This is a genomic window from Methylobacterium sp. 13MFTsu3.1M2 (assembly GCF_900112625.1).
Lineage (GTDB): Bacteria > Pseudomonadota > Alphaproteobacteria > Rhizobiales > Beijerinckiaceae > Methylobacterium.
The window spans coordinates 72,892-89,576 of sequence record NZ_FOMM01000009.1; the positions used below are offsets into that span (position 1 = coordinate 72,892).

Consider the following 16,685-nt stretch of genomic DNA (forward strand, 5'->3'; position numbering starts at 1 on the left):
CGGGGAGGGCTGTCAGTAACCGGGGTCTTCGCCGAACAGGTAGTCGGGATCGCGGCGGCGCGGGCGGCGCGCGTCGTCGTCCCCGCCGAAGGGCGACCGATTCGTCTGGCCCGGCCAGGGCTTGTAGGGATCCTGACCGTAGAGATCCACGTCGCCCTGCGCGCGGCGGCTGCGCGGCGCGGGACGCTCGCCGAACGGGTCGAGGAAGTCGGATCGCGGCCGCTCGCCGGTCATGTTGCCGTAGTAGTCGCCCGCGACGCTCGCGCCGTCGTCGCCGGCGAGGTCGCCGTCCTGCGCGTCCGGCCGCATGGCGTAGAGCGTCTCGCGCGGCACGAGGCGGTACTGAGTGTCCGCCATGCGCCCGTCGCCGCTGGTGCGGAAATGCTCGAGGAATCCGCCGCCGGCGATCCGCACGCCGCTGCGCGGGTCGACCGGCAGGTCGGCGATGAACGGGCGCGCCTCGGGGGAGGGGCCCCGCAGCGGCGTCTTGGCGACACCGTTCGCCCAGGCCGCCTGCAGGATCGCCGAGGCGATCGGCACCGAGACGTGGCCGCCGGTCTGGCCGCGGCCGAGCGTCTTGCGGGTGCCGTCGGCGTTGTCGTAGCCGACCCAGACCACCACGCTGATCTCGTTGGTCAGTCCGGCGAACCACGCGTCGTTCTCGTTCTCCGAGGTGCCGGTCTTGCCCGCGACGTAGGCCGAGACCTTCGCGAGCGCCGCGGCCGTGCCGTGCTGCGTCACGCCCTGCAGCATGGTCTTCAGCTGGTAGAAGGCGACGCGGTCCGCCGAGGCGATCCGCACCGGCTCCTTGGCGGCGTGCGTGTAGAGCGGCTTGCCGTCCCGTTCGACCGATTCGAGCGCGTAGGGGGCCGGGCGGGCGCCCTCGTTGGCCACCGCCGCGTAGAAGCCCGCGAGGTCGAGCATCCGCACCGGCTGCGCGCCGAGGACGAAGGGGTAGTAGGGCTCACACTCGGCGTAGATCTGCGCCTCGAGAGCGATGTCGCAGACCCGCTTCAGGCTCGCCGGCGCCTTCGGGGCGATCCCGCCCTGGAGGAGCCGAGCGGTGACGAGGTTCTTGGAGAATTCCAGGCCGCGCCGCAGGGTCGTCGGCCCCGAGCCGCCGCCCTCGTAATTCTTCGGCGACCAGGAATCGCCGGCCCCGCCGATCGGCGGCAGGGTCACGGCGGAATCCATCACCAGGGTGTTCGGCTGCAGGCCGGCATTGAGCGCGGCGAGGTAGGTCAGCGGCTTCAGCGTCGAGCCGGGCTGGCGCACCGTCTGGGTGACCCGGTTGAGCTGGCTCAGCGGGTAGGAGAAGCCGCCGGCCATCGCGAGGATCCGGCCGGTCTGGTTCTCCAATACCAGGGCCGCGCCCTGGACAGTCGGCCGGACGCGGAGCTGCGCGCGCGGGCCGCCCTTGCCGGCGCTGACCTTCACGCGGATCACGTCGTAGGGCTGCAGCTTGCCGCGGGCGATGCCGGGGTCGAGGGAGGCGGTGCGGCCGTCGGCGAGGCCCACCTTCACGCCGCCGCGGCCGGTCTCCAGCACCACGGCCATCGGCCAGTGAACGTCGTAGAGGACCGGGCGGGCGCTCTCGAGTGCCAGGAGCCACGCCGGCTTCTTCTGCGGCACGGCCGCGACCCTCTCGCCGCGGCGCGGCTTAGCCGCCGGCCCGGTCTCCGGCCTGGCATCGGATTTCGCGGCCTCCGGCCGCGCGCCGGTGACGGCGGGCGCGGCCGAGGCGGAGCCCTCCGGTGCCGGCGTCGCCGCCTGGATCCGCCGGACGCTGTCGGCGAGGTTGAGTTCCGGCCCCGTAAAGGCCTGACGGCCGGTGGCGCGCTCGTAATTGGCGAGCCCGTCCTGAAGGGCGTCCTCGACGCCGCGCTGAAGGTCGGCATTGATGGTCGATCGCACGGTCAGCGAGCCGGAGGTCAGCGAATCGACGCCCGCGAAGGTGCGGGCCTCGCGATTGAGGAAATCCACGACGTAGAAGCCGGAATCGCGCCGCGCGGTCTCGATCGGCTTCAGACCGAGATCGGACTTGATCGCCGCGCTCATCTCGGCCTCGGTGATCGTCCCCTCTTCCTTGAGGCGGGCGAGCACGTAGGCGCGCCGCTCCCGCGCGCGGTCGGGGTACTTGTCCGGGCTGTAGAAGTTCGGCCCCTTGGGCATGCCGGCGAGGAGCGCCGCTTCCGGCAGGGTCAGCTGCCCCACCGGCTTCCCGAAATAGCTCTGCGCGGCCATCTCGATGCCGTAGGCGCCGCGGCCGAGATAGATGCCGTTGAGGTAGAGCCCCAGGATCTGCGGCTTCGTCAGGATGCGCTCCAGCCGCGACGCGACGATCATCTCGCGGATCTTGCGCTCGTAGGTGACGTCGTCGCCGACCGAGAGGTTCTTGACCACCTGCTGGGTGATGGTCGAGCCGCCCGCCGGCCGCCCCGGCGAGGCGAGGTTGGCGATGAAAGCGCGGATCACCCCGCGCTCGTCGATGCCGTGATGGGTCTCGAAGCGCTTGTCCTCGGCGGCGATGAAGGCCTTCTGGACCAGGTTCGGGACCGCCGTGATCGGCACCACGATGCGGCGGCCGTTCGGCTCCGACGCCTCGGCGAAAGGCTTGCCGGCGCCGTCGAGGATCCGGGTCATCCCCGGCAGGGCCTTGTCGCGCAGGGCCTCGGCGCTGGGCAGATCCTTGGTGGCGTTGTCGTAGAACTCGATCACCGCCTTCGCGTCGAAGGGCGAGTTCGCCGGGTTCTCGCCCTTGCAGAACTGCTTGTAGCTCGTGTTCAGCTCGGTCAGGTCGAGACCGTGCAGGATCTTCGGCGCGGCCGGACCGGCGACCGTGGACGGATCTTCCATCGCGGTGGTGATCAGCTCGTCGAGATTGATGTCCTCGATGTCGAAGGCCTTGCGCATGTGGGCGCAGCCGTCGCGCAGCAGGCGCACCACCTCCGGGCCGTCCGTCGCGGGATCGAACTGCGTCCGGACCGCGTCCGGCCGTGTCGTGACCTGGCTGAGCGTCAGGGCGGTCGCGAACAGCTTGATCAGGATGGCGTTCATACGGGCCGGGTTCGGGGGACGCGACGGGGCGAGCGCGGACCTTTCGGGAGCGCGCCTGAACAGGGCGTGCACAACGCGGCTGATTTAAGGAGACGCCGCACGGCAACGCTTTGGCCGGCTCCCACGTTCGTGAGGCGCGACGATGCCGGGGGGCCCATGATCAACGACCTCTGGTATAAGAACGCGATCATCTACTGCTTGTCCGTCGGCACGTTCATGGACGCCAACGGCGATGGCATCGGCGACTTCGCCGGGCTTGAACGCCGACTGGACTACATCCAGGGCCTCGGCGCGACCGCGGTCTGGCTGATGCCGTTCCAGCCCTCGCCCAAGAAGGACGGCGGCTACGACATCGCCGACTATTACGGCGTCGATCCGGATTACGGCTCGCTCGGGGACTTCGTCGCCTTCACGCACGCCGCCAAGCAGCGGGGCCTGCGCGTCCTCATCGACCTCGTCGTCAACCACACCTCGGACCAGCATCCGTGGTTCCAGTCGGCCCGGTCCGACCCCAAATCGCCCTACCGCGACTGGTACGTCTGGTCGAAGGAGCGCCCCGCATCCGCCGACGAGGGCATGGTCTTCCCGGGCGTTCAGGAAACCACCTGGACCTACGACGCGAAGGCCAAGGCCTGGTACTTCCACCGCTTCTTCAACTTCCAGCCGGATCTCAACACCGCCAATCCGGAGGTGCTGGCCGAGATCCTGAAGATCATGGGCTTCTGGATCCAGCTCGGCGTCTCCGGCTTCCGCATGGACGCGGTGCCGTTCGTCATCGCCGAGAAGGGCGCCGATGTCGGCGGCAAGCCCCGCGAGCAGTTCGAGATGCTGCGCGACTTGCGCGAGTTCCTGCAGTGGCGCCAGGGCGACGCGATCATCCTGGCCGAGGCCAACATCCTGCCGAAGCAGGACCTCGACTATTTCGGCGACGACGCCGACCGCATGCACATGATGTTCAACTTCCAGGTCAATCAGGCGACCTTCTACGCCCTGGCGGCCCACGATGCGCGGCCCCTCGTCAAGGCGATCGAGCGGACGAAGCCGCGCCCGCTCTCCTGCCAGTGGGGCATCTTCCTGCGGAACCACGACGAGCTCGATCTGGGACGCCTCACCGACAAGCAGCGCCAGAGCGTGTTCGACGCCTTCGGACCCGAGAAGGGGATGCAGCTCTACGACCGCGGCATCCGCCGCCGCTTCGCGCCGATGCTGGCCGGCGATCCCCGCCGGATCCGCCTCGCCTACTCGCTGATGTTCACCCTCCCGGGAACGCCGGTGCTGCGCTACGGCGACGAGATCGGCATGGGCGACGAGCTGGCTCTGCCGGAGCGCGACTGCGCCCGCACGCCGATGCAGTGGACGAGCGAGCACCAGGGCGGATTCTCGACGGCCGAGCGCACCGTGCTGCCGCTGATCGACCACGGCCCCTACGGCTACGCGCACGTGAACGTCGCCGACCAGCGCCACGAGGAGGGCTCGCTGCTCAACTGGATGCAGAGCATGATCCGGCAGCGCAAGGAGGCGCCGGAGATCGGTTGGGGCGACGTCGTCGCGATGGAGACCGGGCGCCCGTCGGTCCTGGCGCTGCGCTACGCGTGGCGCGGCAATGCCATCCTGTGCGTCCACAATCTCGCGCCGGAGCCCGTCGAGGTCGCGATGGCGTCGGGATCCGAGGATCGCGAGCACGACATCCTCGTCGACCTGCTCACCGGCGCCCGCAGCGAGGTCAAGGACGACGGCCGCCACTGCCTGTTCCTGGAGGGATACGGCTACCACTGGTTCCGCGTCGGCGGGCTCGACGCGCTGCTGAAGCGGCGGCCGACGTGAGGAACACCGGAGCCCGGCTCGCCCTCGGCCGGCCGACACGGTAGGACAGGCCGGAGCGAGGTGGGACATGGCCCGGACGAAGCATCATCCCCCGGACGCGACGATCGCCGACGTCCTGCCGGATCTCGCCGACGGCGAGGCCTACCTGCGCCAGGTCCTGAGCACCATGCGGATGTGCCAGAAACATCACGGCGACGCCTGGGTGCGGATCGGCGTGACCGGCCGTTCCCCGACGCCGTCCTACAGGATCGACCGGCCGGACGAGACGGCGCCCGGCGACGGTGCCGTCGAGGCGGGCAGAGCCCTGTTCGGCGCCTATGGCGGGCGGTCCCACGACCGGTTCACGCAGGTCAACGCCGCGGAGACCCGCTGGAGCTCGCGGGCGCTCGGCATGGCCGAGATGCTGGCGCTTCACGACAGCCTGCGCCGCCCCAGGGGCGACGCGGCCTGAGCGTGCCGCGCAGGGTGCCGCCCACCGGCGTTCTACGCTAAACTGGGGCGGAGGGCGTCCGGAGCGGCGCCACCAACACGCGGGACGACATGCCAGGTACGCCACGCGCCGGGATCATCCCGGTCACGCCCTTCCAGCAGAATTGCACCCTGATCTGGGATGACGCCACCAAGGTCGGCGCCGTCGTCGATCCCGGCGGCGACCTCGACCGGATCGAGGCGGCGATCCGCGAGCAGGGCGTCACCGTCGAGAAGATCCTGCTGACCCACGGACACGTAGACCACGCCGCCGGCGCCGACGAGCTGCGCGAGCGCCTCGGCGTGCCGATCGAGGGCCCGCACCAAGCCGACAAGTTTCTGCTCGATTCCCTCCCCGAGACGGCGTCCAATTACGGCCTCGGCGCCGCCCGGCCGGTCACGCCCGACCGGTGGCTCGACGAGGGCGACGCCGTGACGGTCGGCGGGCTCGGCTTCGACATCCTCCACTGCCCCGGCCACTCGCCCGGCAGCGTCGTGTTCGTGAGCCGGGACGCGCGCTTCGCCCTCGTCGGCGACGTGGTGTTCAAGGGCTCGGTCGGCCGCACCGACCTGCCCGGCGGCAACCACGAGCAGCTCATTCGCGCCATCAAGGACAAGGTCCTGCCGCTGGGCGACGACGTCGCCTTCATCCCCGGCCACGGACCGACCAGCACTCTCGGCGCGGAGCGCGTGTCCAACCCCTTCCTCCAGGATTGACGCGCATGGACAGGCGCCGCATCGGCCGCTCCGACCTGACGGTCGCGCCGTTCTGCCTCGGCGGCAACGTCTTCGGCTGGACGGCCGACAAGGCCGCGTCCTTCGCGATCCTCGACCGGTTCGTGGAGAGCGGCTTCGACTTCATCGACACCGCCGACGTCTACTCGCGCTGGGCCCCCGGCCACGTCGGCGGGGAATCCGAGACGGTGATCGGCAAGTGGCTCGCGGCCCGTCCGGGCGCGCGCGACCGGATCGTCCTGGCGACCAAGGTCGGCATGGACCTCGGCGAGGCCGGCCAGGGCCTCTCGGCGGCCCATATCGAGCGGGCCTGCGAGGCCTCGCTGCGGCGCCTCGGGGTCGACCGGATCGACCTGTACCAGTCGCATCTCGACGACGCGGCAGTGCCCCTCGAAGAGACCCTGAGAGCGCACGAGCGCCTGATCGCGGCCGGCAAGGTCCGGGCGATCGGCGCCTCGAACTACACCGCGGCCCGGCTCGCGGAGGCGCTGGCGGTCTCGGCCTCCGCGGGCCTGCCGCGCTACGAGTGCTTGCAGCCCGATTACAGCCTCGCCCAGCGCGGCTACGAGGCCGAGCTTGAGCCGCTCTGCCGGGCCGAGCAGATCGGCGTGATCGGCTACTTCTCCCTGGCGGCCGGCTTCCTGACCGGCAAGTACCGCAGTGCCGACGACGCGGCGGGACGCCCGCGGGAGAACCGGGTCGCCAAGTACCTGAACCCCCGCGGCCTCGCGCTGCTCGACGTCCTCGATTCGGTCGCGCAGGCCCACGGCGCGAGTCCGGCCCAGGTCGCGCTCGCCTGGATCATCGCCCGCCCCGGCATCACCGCGCCCATCGCGAGCGCGACCTCCGTGGCGCAGCTCGACGAGCTGCTCGGCGCCGTCCGGCTGACGCTCGCACCCGGGGCGATCGACCGCCTGGATGCGGCGAGCGCGGGCGGCATCGAGGGCTAACGCAGCGTTAAGCGACGGGCGTCACAAAAGCGACGGGACGGGCCCGCCGCGGACCCGTAAAATCGTGCAATCTCAACGCGGAACCCCTATATCAGGCGGACCAAGCGAGAGTTCAGGCGCGGGCGCCCGAGGGCGCATCTGCCACCGACGCGATCAGGCCCGCCTGCCGAGGAAGTTCATGGCCGACACCCCCCAGACCGAGCCCGCCGATTACGGCGCGGAATCCATCCGCGTGCTGAAGGGCCTCGACGCCGTCCGCAAGCGGCCCGGCATGTATATCGGCGACACCGACGACGGATCCGGCCTCCACCACATGGTGTACGAGGTCGTGGACAACGCCATCGACGAGGCCCTGGCCGGCCACGCCGACCTCGTCACCGTGACGCTCAACGCCGACGGCTCCTGCACGGTCTCCGACAACGGGCGCGGCATCCCGGTGGACATTCACAAGGAGGAGGGCGTCTCGGCGGCCGAGGTCATCATGACCCAGCTGCACGCCGGCGGGAAGTTCGACCAGAACTCCTACAAGGTCTCCGGCGGCCTGCACGGCGTCGGCGTCTCGGTGGTGAACGCCCTGTCGTCGTGGCTGCGCCTGCGCATCTGGCGCAACGACAAGGAGCACGCGATGGAGTTCCGCCACGGCGACGCCGTGGCGCCCCTGGAGATCATCGGGCCCGGAAACGGAAGGCGCGGCACGGAAGTCACCTTCCTGCCGTCGACCGACACCTTCACGATGATCGAGTTCGACTACGGCACGCTGGAGAAGCGCCTGCGCGAGCTCGCCTTCCTCAATTCCGGCGTCCGCATCGTCCTGACCGACGCCCGCCACGCCGAGAAGAAGCGCGAGGAGCTGTACTACGAGGGCGGCATCGAGGCCTTCGTCCGGTACCTCGACCGCTCCCGCAAGCCGATCGACGGGATGACGAGCCCCGTCGTCGTCAGCTCCGAGCGCGATGGAATTCGCGTCGAGGTCGCGTTCTGGTGGAACGACTCGTTCAACGAGACGGTCCTGCCCTTCACCAACAACATCCCGCAGCGCGACGGCGGCACCCACATGGCCGGTTTCCGCGCCGCCCTGACGCGCCAGATCACCGGCTACGCCGAGTCCAGCGGCGTCGCCAAGCGGGAGAAAGTCTCGCTGACCGGCGAGGATTGCCGCGAGGGGCTCACCGCGGTCATCTCGGTGCAGGTGCCGGACCCCAAATTCTCGTCGCAGACCAAGGACAAGCTCGTCTCGTCCGAGGTGCGCCCGGCGGTGGAGAACGTCCTCAACGAGGGCCTGTCCACGTGGCTCGAGGAGAATCCGAGTCAGGCACGGTCGGTGATGGGCAAGGTCGTGCTGGCGGCCTCCGCCCGCGAGGCCGCCCGCAAGGCGCGGGAGACCGTGACCCGCAAGGGCGCGCTCGACATCGCCTCGCTGCCCGGCAAGCTCGCCGACTGCCAGGAGCGCGACCCGACCAAGTGCGAGATCCTGCTGGTGGAGGGCGATTCCGCCGGCGGCTCGGCCAAGCAGGGCCGCGACCGGACCTTCCAGGCCGTGCTGCCCCTGCGCGGCAAGATACTCAACGTCGAGCGCGTGCGCGCCGACCGGATGCTGTCCTCCGCGGAGATCGGCACCCTGATCACGGCGCTGGGCGCCGGGATCGGGCGCTCCTCCACGGACCGGGAGGGCTTCAACCCGGAGAAGCTGCGCTACCACCGCATCATCATCATGACCGACGCGGACGTGGACGGCTCGCACATCCGCACGCTCCTGCTCACCTTCTTCTTCCGGCAGATGCCGGAGCTGATCGAGCGCGGCCACCTCTACATCGCGCAGCCGCCGCTCTACAAAGCCGAGCGCGGCCGCCGGGCGATCTACCTGAAGGACGAGCGCGCCCTCGAGGATTACCTGATCGACCAGGGCACCGACGGCGCGATCCTGCGGCTCTCCACCGGCGCGGAATTCGCCGGGGCGCAGCTCAAGAGCCTCGTCGAGGAGGCCCGGACCTTCCGGAGCATCCTGCAGGGCCTGCACACGCGCTACGACCGCTCCGTGGTCGAGCAGGCGGTGCTGGCCGGCGCCTTCGATGCCGAGGCGGCGTCGCGGGCGGGTGAGGCCGAGGTCCTGGCCGACATGACCGCCCGCCGGCTCGACGCGATCGCCGACGAGATCGAGCGGGGCTGGCAGGGCGAGTCTTTCGAGGACGGCTATCGCCTCAGCCGGACGCTCCGGGGCGTTCGGCAGGTCTCGACCCTCGACGCCGGGCTGATCACCTCGCAGGAGGCCCGGCGCCTCTCCGAGCGGGCCGATGCCTTCCGGGAGATCTACGGCGAGCCGGCCACGCTGATGCGGAAGTCCGACGAGACGGTGCTGCACGGGCCCGTGGCGCTCTTCGAGGCCGTGATGGCCTTCGGCCGCAAGGGCCTTCAGCTCCAGCGGTACAAGGGCCTCGGCGAGATGACCGCCCAGCAACTCTGGGAGACCACGCTCGACCGCGACGTGCGCTCGCTGCTGCAGGTCAAGGTCAAGGACGTCACCGATGCCGACGACCTGTTCGTGAAGCTGATGGGCGACGTGGTCGAGCCGCGGCGCGAGTTCATCCAGGAGAACGCGCTGAGCGTCGCGAACCTGGACGTGTGACGCGCACCGCTGCGGGCCGCGCGCCCGCGCGTTCTAGTCCGCTCCGACGACCGCGAAGGGATCGATCAGCCCGCACCGGATGCAGCAGTAGACGAGTTCCACGTCCGAGCTGACGCCGAGCTTCGATTTGATGGCGTAGTGATAGTTCGCGACGGTCTTGGGCGAGAGGCTGAGATCGGCCGCGATCGCGTCCGTGTGCCGTGCGTCGAGGATCATCCGCAGGATCTCGAATTCCCGAGGCGACAGCTGGTCGATCGGCGACGTCTCCTCCGCCAGCCGGCTCGCGGCTAGCAGGTGCGAGATCTCCGCGCACAGGGTCAGCTTGTTGTTGAACACGCTTCGCACCGCTTCGATGAGGAGATCCGAAGCGCTGCTCTTGGTGATGTAGCCGCGGGCGCCGGCGCGTATGGCCTGGAGCGCGTAGCTCACCGCGGCATGCACGCTGAAGACGAGGATGCGGGCGCTCGGATCCACCTGCCGGATCTGCCGGATGGCGTCGATCCCACCGCGGCCGGGCATGCTGATGTCCATGATGACGACGTCCGGCTCCACCATGCGGTAGGCGCGATAGGCCTCCGCGCCGTCCCCGGCCTCGGCGGCGACCTCCATGTCGGGCTGCCGCTCCAGGAGCCGCCGATAGCCCTCCCGCACGACGGCGTGATCGTCGACGAGCATCACGCGTATGCGCCGTTTGGTCATGACACCTCGTCGCCCGCGAGCGCGGCGTGAAAGCGGACCCGCAGGCGGAACCCGCCGCCCGGGGACGTTTCCGTCACGATCTGCCCGCCGAGCGCGTGGACGCGATCGCGCATGCCGAGCAGGCCGAGACCGGAATGCGGGCGCTCCAGCGCCTCCACGGGGGCGCCGCTCCCGTCGTCCGTGAGGATCAGCTGGACCTCGGCGCCGCCGTCGGTCTCCGCGACGTTCAGCGCGATCGCGACGGTGCGCGCGGCCGCGTGGCGGACGGCGTTGGTGAGGCCTTCCTGGACGATCCGGTAGATATGGGCCGCCGCGTCGGAGGGCAGGCGATCGGCCTGCGCGTCGGCCGCGAACGTGACGTGGATCCGGCCCCCGGCGCGCTGCGCCTGGGCGGCGATCAGACTCCGGAGCGCGACCCGCAGCCCGAGATCGTCGATCTCGGGCGGCCTGAGTGCGGCGAGGGTGCTCCGGAGCGCGCGCACGGCGTCCGACGCCATGGTGGCGAGTTCGGCACTCTCGGCCACGACCGAAGGCGACGAGGAGCGCGCGCCCTCCTGGATCGACCGGGCGAGAAGGCTCAACGCCGTCAGACGCTGCGCGACGTCGTCGTGCAGTTCGAGCGACAGCCACCGCCGCTCCTGCTCCTGGGCATCGATCAGCCGGCGCGCGAGCTCGGCACGTTCCCGCGTGGCGACTTGGAGATGGCTGGCAAGCTGATTGAAGACCGTCGCGATGCGTCGGAGCTCGCGCAGGCGGAGGCTGGGCAGACGCCACGCGAGGTCGCCCTTCGCGACGCGATCGATACCGACCAGGATCTCGTTGGCGGGACGCAGCGCGTGCGCCACCGCGCCGTAGACCAGCACGCACAGGACGACGGTCATGGCCGCGAGAGCGCCGGACACCTGCTTCAGCACGATCCACGCCGACCCGACGACCGCGTCGGGATCGATGTCCGCTTCGACGATCCCGATCCGCGACCCCTGATGCCCGAGCGGCAGGCTGACGGTGGATCCGGCGAAGAAGAGGAACCGGTAGAGCGTCGCGAACCAGTCGGGTGCGGCGCGCGCGTGCGCCTCGACGCCCAAGCAGCTCGACCGTGTCGGACCGGCCGCCGCCGGGATCAGTTGCACGCACTGGCCCGGTTGCAGAGCGTACCGGGTGACGATCTCCCATTCGGGAAGCGTTGGGGAATGTCGGCCGCCCGCTCGATTCGCAGGAGCTGGAGGCGGAGCTGCTTGTGCACCTCATCGGCCGTCTCGGCGTTTCGGTGTCGGGTCTTCGCCGCGACGTCGTGCATCGCGTAGGCGGCCGCTCCGGCAGCGCAGAGGATCGCGATCAGCGCGATGCGGCCGACGAGGGCCCATTTGAGATCCAGCTCGCGCGAGTCCCAGACGGCCAGGACCTGCTTGAGCCTGAAGGGTGTCACCCGTGTTCTCCCGAAAGGCCGAGAGTACGCGAGCCCGCGACCGTCTTGGAAGGGTCCGCGGCAAGGTCGTGCGATTTGCCCGGGTCGGTACGGGCGTTCTGCCGTAGCGGGTCCGAAGGCGCGCGGTCTAACAGGACGGACCCTGTCGCGAGCGCCGCCGACGGTAAAGCGGGCTCGGCGTCAGCGGACAGGTTCGATCCGGGCTCGCCCCAGCGCCGATCTGGAGATTGTCGATGCGTTTGCGCCAGAGCTGCTGTCTCGCCCTCTTTCTCGCATGCCTCGCGCCGGACGCGCGCGCGGGCGAGATGGTCATGGTCACCGGTGACGACGCCGTCCAGTGGCGCGCCGCGCCGCCCTCCCTCCCGACGGGCAGCGAGATCAGCATCATCGCCGGCGATCCGGACAAGCCCGGACCGTTCACGCTCAGGCTCCGGTTCCCGCCGAACTACGTCATCGCTCCGCACACGCACGCGACCGACGAGAGCGTGACCTTGCTGTCCGGCACACTCGTCCACGACATGGGGAAGACGATCGACGCGAGCCGGGGTCAGTCTCTCCGGCCGGGTGCCTTCCTGTATCTGCCGGCCAAGATGCCCCACGCGCTCTGGACGACGCGCGACCCGGCCGTGATCCAGGTCTCGGGAACAGGGCCCTTCGGGCTCGACTACATCAACCCCTCCGACGATCCGAGGAAGACGCGCTCGGACAAGTGATCGTCCACGGGGGTACGATCCGCGCGACAGCCGCTCCGACCCGCCGCAGACGCTCTCGAGAAGCCTGATCGCGCGCGGCACGCCGACATGGCGACGCCGCCGGTCATCGAGGCGAACGACCTGTCCCACTCGGCCGACGTGACGGCGACCGCGGCCCGCGCCGACCTCTGCCGCGCCCGCGGCAGCGCGCGGGCGTTCCGCCCGTCCGGCGCGGCGAGGGCGGACTGAATCCGTGCTGCCGCGGTCACCGACCGGCTCCAGGGCTGCATCGCCCGAGCAGGCCGCGACGTTCGGACGGTCTTGGACGCCTCGATCCTGCCCCGCGCGGCCGCCGGCGACAGCCAGGCGCCGTGCGGGGTGATCGGCGAACGGGCCACCGGCATGCTGGAGCGGGCGCGCGGCCTGTAACAATCGTCGCCGCCGTGAGCACGCCCGCGGGCGGAGCCCATGATCTTCCTCCGCTCTCGCAGTGTAAGCCTTGCTAATCGGCCCTCGACACGCGCATAAGCCCCAGCTCGACGGCGGGAGAGATGCAGTCGTGAGCACGCCGCACACGCTCGTTCGGTTTCTGAAGGCCAACGCGTTCTTCGCTGAGCTTGGTCCGGAGGCGATCGAGACCATTGCCGGGCTCTGCACGACGCGCAGCCTCGCGCGACACGAGATCCTCTTCCAGAAAGGCGATCCGGGCGATGCCCTCTACGCCGTGCGGCGCGGGCAGATCCGGATCGGGGCCGGCTCCGACGACGGGCGCGCGGTCACCCTCAACCTGCTCGGGCCGGGCGACGTCTTCGGCGAGATCGCCTTCCTCGACGGCCATCCACGGACCGCCGAAGCCGTGGCGCTCGAGCCGGCCGACCTGTTCGTCGTCGAGGGGCGGGCCTTCCTCAAACTGCTCCACGGCGATCCCGCCCTGGCGGTCCGGATCATCGGCCTGCTGTGCCAGCGCCTGCGCTGGATGAGCGCGCGCATGGAGGAGGCGACGCTGCTGCCGCTCGACATGCGCCTCGCCCGGCGCCTGATCATGCTGTCGGAGGATTACGGCGCCGAGATCCAGGTGACGCAGCAGGAACTCGCGGCCTTCGTCGGCGCGGCGCGGGAGAGCGTGAACCGCGTCCTGCAGGACTGGCAGAGATCGGGCCTCATCGATCTCGGCCGCGCGCGCGTGACCGTGCGGGCCTCACACCGGCTCGTCGCGCTGGGCGCGCGGGCGCAGACATGATCGGGGCGACAGGGCTTCACCGCATGAGAACGACAGCGCGCCTGGCGGCCACGGCCGCCCTCACCCTCGCGGCGTCGAGCGCCGCAGCGCAGACGCGATGTACGGAGACGACACGCTTCGATCCGCCCTTGCGGATCCTGCACTGCGCCGACGGCCTGACGCTCGAAACCGAGCGCGCGGGCAGCCTGCGCCCCGTGGGTCCCGACGGTGACGGACATCTCAAGGGCGCCGAGATCGGCGGCAACGCGGTCTTCGTCACGATCCCGGCGAGCCGCCGCGTCCGCCGCGACGGCTTCCAGATCCTCACCCCCCACGCGGTGGCCTCGGTGCGGGGCACGGTCTACGCCGTCGACGTGACGCGGGCGCGCACCTCCGTCTTCGTGGCGCAGGGACGGGTCGACGTCGCCCGGCGCACCGACCCGCAGGTCGCCGTCACGCTCGGGCCGGGCGAGGGGGTCGACGTCGATGACGGCCGCGACCCTCTGGAGGTCCGGCGCTGGCCCCAGGAGCGCGTCAGGAGCCTGCTCGAGCGGTTCGGGCGTTGAGCGAGGCCGGTCGGCCGGCGGCTCCGACGCCCGACCGGACCTTCCGGCTGGCGCGGCGCGTCTTCCTGCTCGCCGCGTCGCTCGGCGCGCTCGCCTGGGGCGCCTGGCTCGGCCATCTCCATATCGCCGGGCGCGCGACGCCCCTCGATCGCCTGGAATCCGCCCTCACGGACCTGCGCCTGCGGCTCGCCGGCCCGCGCACGCCGCCCGCCAACCTCACGGTGGTGGCGATCGACGACGCGACGGTGCGGCGCGAAGGCGGCTTCCCGGTCTCGCGGACCACGATGGCGCGGATCGTCGAGCGGGTGGCGGAGGCCCGCCCGCGCGTGATCGCCGTCGACGTGCTCTTCCTCGAGGCGGGGCGGCAGCCGGAGGCGGACAGCGCGCTCGCCGTCGCCCTCGGGAAGACCGCAGCGATCCTGGCTTCGGCTGCGGTCTTCGACGGGAGCGCCAGCGAGGACGGCATCCCGTTCGCCACCGCGCTCCACCGGCCGTCGCCGAAGCTCGGCGAAGACGTCGCGTCCGGTGTCGTCAACGTCGCCGAGGACGCGTCGGGCGTACCCCGCCATCTCCCCCTGGTCGTGCGCACGGCCGACGGCGTCGCCGCGTCCTTCGTGCTGCGCGCGGCCGCCCTGGCGGCGCGCAATGACCCCGTGCTCAGCAAGGGGCGCGTCCAGATCGGCGACCGCGCCCTGTCGCTGGACCTCGGCTATCACCTCCCGCTGCGCCCCTACGGTCCGCGACGCACGATCGCGACGGTGAGCGCGGCCGTCCTCCTCGACGGGACGGCGCCGGCCGCGGCGCTCTCGGACGGCATCGTCGTGATCGGCGTAACCGCGCTCGGCGGCGGCGACACCTTCGCCACCGCGTTCGATCCCGTCTTGCCCGGCGTCGAACTCCTTGCCACCGGCATCGCCCACCTCACCACGGGGGACGCCCTCGTCCGGGACGCCGGCGTGCGGCAGCGAGACGCCGCGGCCTCGGTCCTCCTGGCGGTCGGGTCCGCGCTCGCCATCGCGCTGCTGCCGCCGGGCCCGGGCCTGATCCTGGTCCTGCTCGCGACGGCAGGATGGCTCGCCGCGGGCGCCGTCGCGTTCGCCCACGGCATCTGGTTGAGCGCCGCCCTGCCGCTCGCGGCCGTGGGACTGCCGGCGCTGGTCTGCGCCGTCGGCCGCCAGACGCTCGAGCGCCGCCAGAGCGCGCGCGTGGCGCGGTCCGAGCAGGTGCTGCGGCGGATGCAGCCTGCCGCCCTGGCCGAGCGGCTCGCGCGCGATCCGGGTTACCTCGCCGAGCCGGTCGCGCGCGACATCCCCGTGCTGTTCGTCGACCTCACCGGCTTCACGCGCCGGAGCGAGCAGCTCGGCCCGGCGCGGACGCGGGCGATGCTCAAGACGTTCCACGATCTCGTCGACGAAGCGGTGACCCTGCGCGGGGGCGTCGTGGTGAACTTCATGGGCGACGGCGCCATGATCCTGTTCGGCGCCCTCGATCCGGACCCGGACCAGGCGACGCACGCCGTCCAGGCCGCGGAGGAACTCATCGTCCGAACGCGCGCCTGGATCGCGGACAGCCCGGTCCTGCACGGGGCCGGGCCGGCCCTGGATCTGCGCATCGGCGCGCATTACGGGCCGGTGATCCTCTCGCGCCTCGGCAGCGACACCAACCAGCACATCACCGCGACGGGCGACACGGTCAACGTGGCGAGCCGCCTGCTGGCGGTCGCGGCGGACGCCCACGCCCGCCTGGCACTCAGCGCCGAGCTGGCGCACGCCGCCGGGGTCGAGTGGTCCGAGGGAGGATTCGAGAGCCGGACCGCGGCGATCCGCGGCCGCAGCCAGCCCCTCGAGGTCTGGCTGCGGCACCCGCGCGCGACGACGTCCTAGCCGCTCCCCGAGCGCGTCGCTGGCCGGCCGGAGGATCACACTGAAACTGTGACCCGGGTCACAGTCCACCGCGGGCTCTCCGGTGCATCGTCCCCGTATCGCAACGGGAGACATCTCATGACGATCACCTCGACGAAGACAGCGATCCTGTCCTGTCTCGCCCTCGCCGCCCTGGCGACCGTGCCCGGACGAGCCGAAGCGCGCGGCTTCGGGCACGGAAGCTTCGGGCACCATGGCGGCTTCCATCACGGCTTCCACCACGGGGGCTTCCATCACGGCTTCCATCACCGCTTCGGCGGCCATGGCTGGTGGAGCCCGGCGGGCGGATACGTCGCGGGCGGCTTTTTCGGCGACTGTCACCTGTTCTTCAGCCCGGTGTGGGGCCGCTACGAGCGGGCCTGCCGCTGAGCCGTCACGCCGCGGGAGCAGCGGCCAGGCCGATCGACAGGCGAGGGGATGACGACGCGCCTCCGGCCGCCCCGGGACGGCCGGACACCCTCGGGCCGCTGCTCCGAAGATCGCGCCAATCGGGACCCCGGAGGA

Annotated in this window: 15 protein-coding genes; 11 read left to right on the forward strand and 4 right to left on the reverse strand. The window is 71.1% G+C overall.

Annotation, left to right across the window (positions count from 1 at the left end):
* Positions 1–12 precede the first annotated feature (12 nt).
* Positions 13–3,057, reverse strand: coding sequence for a penicillin-binding protein 1A (locus BM314_RS09815; RefSeq protein WP_091978007.1), 3,045 nt, complete (start codon positions 3,055–3,057; stop codon positions 13–15).
* A 156-nt stretch (positions 3,058–3,213) separates the two neighbouring features.
* Between BM314_RS09815 and BM314_RS09820 the strand changes: the two genes are divergently transcribed.
* The 5 genes from BM314_RS09820 (at position 3,214) to gyrB (ending at position 9,657) form a co-directional block, all read left to right on the forward strand.
* Complete coding sequence (locus BM314_RS09820) at positions 3,214–4,881, forward strand: alpha-amylase family protein (RefSeq protein WP_091978008.1); 1,668 nt, start codon at positions 3,214–3,216, stop codon at positions 4,879–4,881.
* Between the two features lie 67 nt (positions 4,882–4,948).
* Positions 4,949–5,332 (forward strand): hypothetical protein, encoded by a 384-nt coding sequence (locus BM314_RS09825; RefSeq protein WP_091978009.1) that lies wholly within the window; start codon positions 4,949–4,951, stop codon positions 5,330–5,332.
* 89 nt (positions 5,333–5,421) lie between these two features.
* Entirely contained in the window at positions 5,422–6,066 is a 645-nt protein-coding gene (locus BM314_RS09830; protein WP_091978010.1) for an MBL fold metallo-hydrolase, read from the forward strand.
* A 5-nt stretch (positions 6,067–6,071) separates the two neighbouring features.
* Positions 6,072–7,034 (forward strand): aldo/keto reductase, encoded by a 963-nt coding sequence (locus tag BM314_RS09835; protein ID WP_091978011.1) that lies wholly within the window; start codon positions 6,072–6,074, stop codon positions 7,032–7,034.
* Positions 7,035–7,212: 178 nt separating this feature from the next.
* On the forward strand, positions 7,213–9,657 hold the full coding sequence (gyrB, locus tag BM314_RS09840; RefSeq protein WP_091978012.1) for a DNA topoisomerase (ATP-hydrolyzing) subunit B: 2,445 nt from the start codon (positions 7,213–7,215) through the stop codon (positions 9,655–9,657).
* Between the two features lie 33 nt (positions 9,658–9,690).
* On the opposite strand, the gene BM314_RS09845 is transcribed toward gyrB, so the two are convergent.
* Genes BM314_RS09845 through BM314_RS30960 form a run of 3 tightly spaced genes read right to left on the reverse strand, consistent with a single transcriptional unit; the run spans position 9,691 to position 11,782 of the window.
* Complete coding sequence (locus tag BM314_RS09845; protein ID WP_056521453.1) at positions 9,691–10,356, reverse strand: response regulator; 666 nt, start codon at positions 10,354–10,356, stop codon at positions 9,691–9,693.
* Positions 10,353–11,441 carry a sensor histidine kinase gene (locus BM314_RS09850; protein WP_244539905.1) on the reverse strand — a complete coding sequence of 363 codons (1,089 nt, stop codon included), beginning with the start codon at positions 11,439–11,441 and terminating at the stop codon, positions 10,353–10,355. The genes BM314_RS09845 and BM314_RS09850 overlap by 4 nt, the downstream gene beginning before the upstream one ends.
* Positions 11,442–11,476: 35 nt before the next feature.
* The gene (locus BM314_RS30960) at positions 11,477–11,782 is read right to left on the reverse strand and encodes a hypothetical protein (RefSeq protein WP_244539906.1); all 306 of its coding nucleotides are present in this window, start codon (positions 11,780–11,782) and stop codon (positions 11,477–11,479) included.
* Positions 11,783–12,015: 233 nt separating this feature from the next.
* Between BM314_RS30960 and BM314_RS09855 the strand changes: the two genes are divergently transcribed.
* From BM314_RS09855 to BM314_RS09880, 6 genes are all read left to right on the forward strand, one after another.
* Positions 12,016–12,495: a cupin domain-containing protein gene (locus tag BM314_RS09855; RefSeq protein WP_091978013.1), complete on the forward strand. Its 480-nt coding sequence runs from the start codon at positions 12,016–12,018 to the stop codon at positions 12,493–12,495.
* A gap of 87 nt (positions 12,496–12,582) precedes the next feature.
* Positions 12,583–12,723 carry a hypothetical protein gene (locus BM314_RS30825; protein WP_210187340.1) on the forward strand — a complete coding sequence of 47 codons (141 nt, stop codon included), beginning with the start codon at positions 12,583–12,585 and terminating at the stop codon, positions 12,721–12,723.
* A gap of 310 nt (positions 12,724–13,033) precedes the next feature.
* Entirely contained in the window at positions 13,034–13,714 is a 681-nt protein-coding gene (locus tag BM314_RS09865) for a Crp/Fnr family transcriptional regulator (protein ID WP_020091685.1), read from the forward strand.
* A 23-nt stretch (positions 13,715–13,737) separates the two neighbouring features.
* Complete coding sequence (locus BM314_RS09870) at positions 13,738–14,259, forward strand: FecR domain-containing protein (protein WP_091678736.1); 522 nt, start codon at positions 13,738–13,740, stop codon at positions 14,257–14,259.
* Complete coding sequence (locus BM314_RS09875) at positions 14,256–16,142, forward strand: CHASE2 domain-containing protein (protein ID WP_091978014.1); 1,887 nt, start codon at positions 14,256–14,258, stop codon at positions 16,140–16,142. Before BM314_RS09870 ends, BM314_RS09875 begins: the two co-directional genes overlap by 4 nt.
* Positions 16,143–16,259: 117 nt before the next feature.
* Positions 16,260–16,550: a hypothetical protein gene (locus BM314_RS09880; protein WP_091978015.1), complete on the forward strand. Its 291-nt coding sequence runs from the start codon at positions 16,260–16,262 to the stop codon at positions 16,548–16,550.
* The last annotated feature ends 135 nt before the right edge of the window (positions 16,551–16,685 follow it).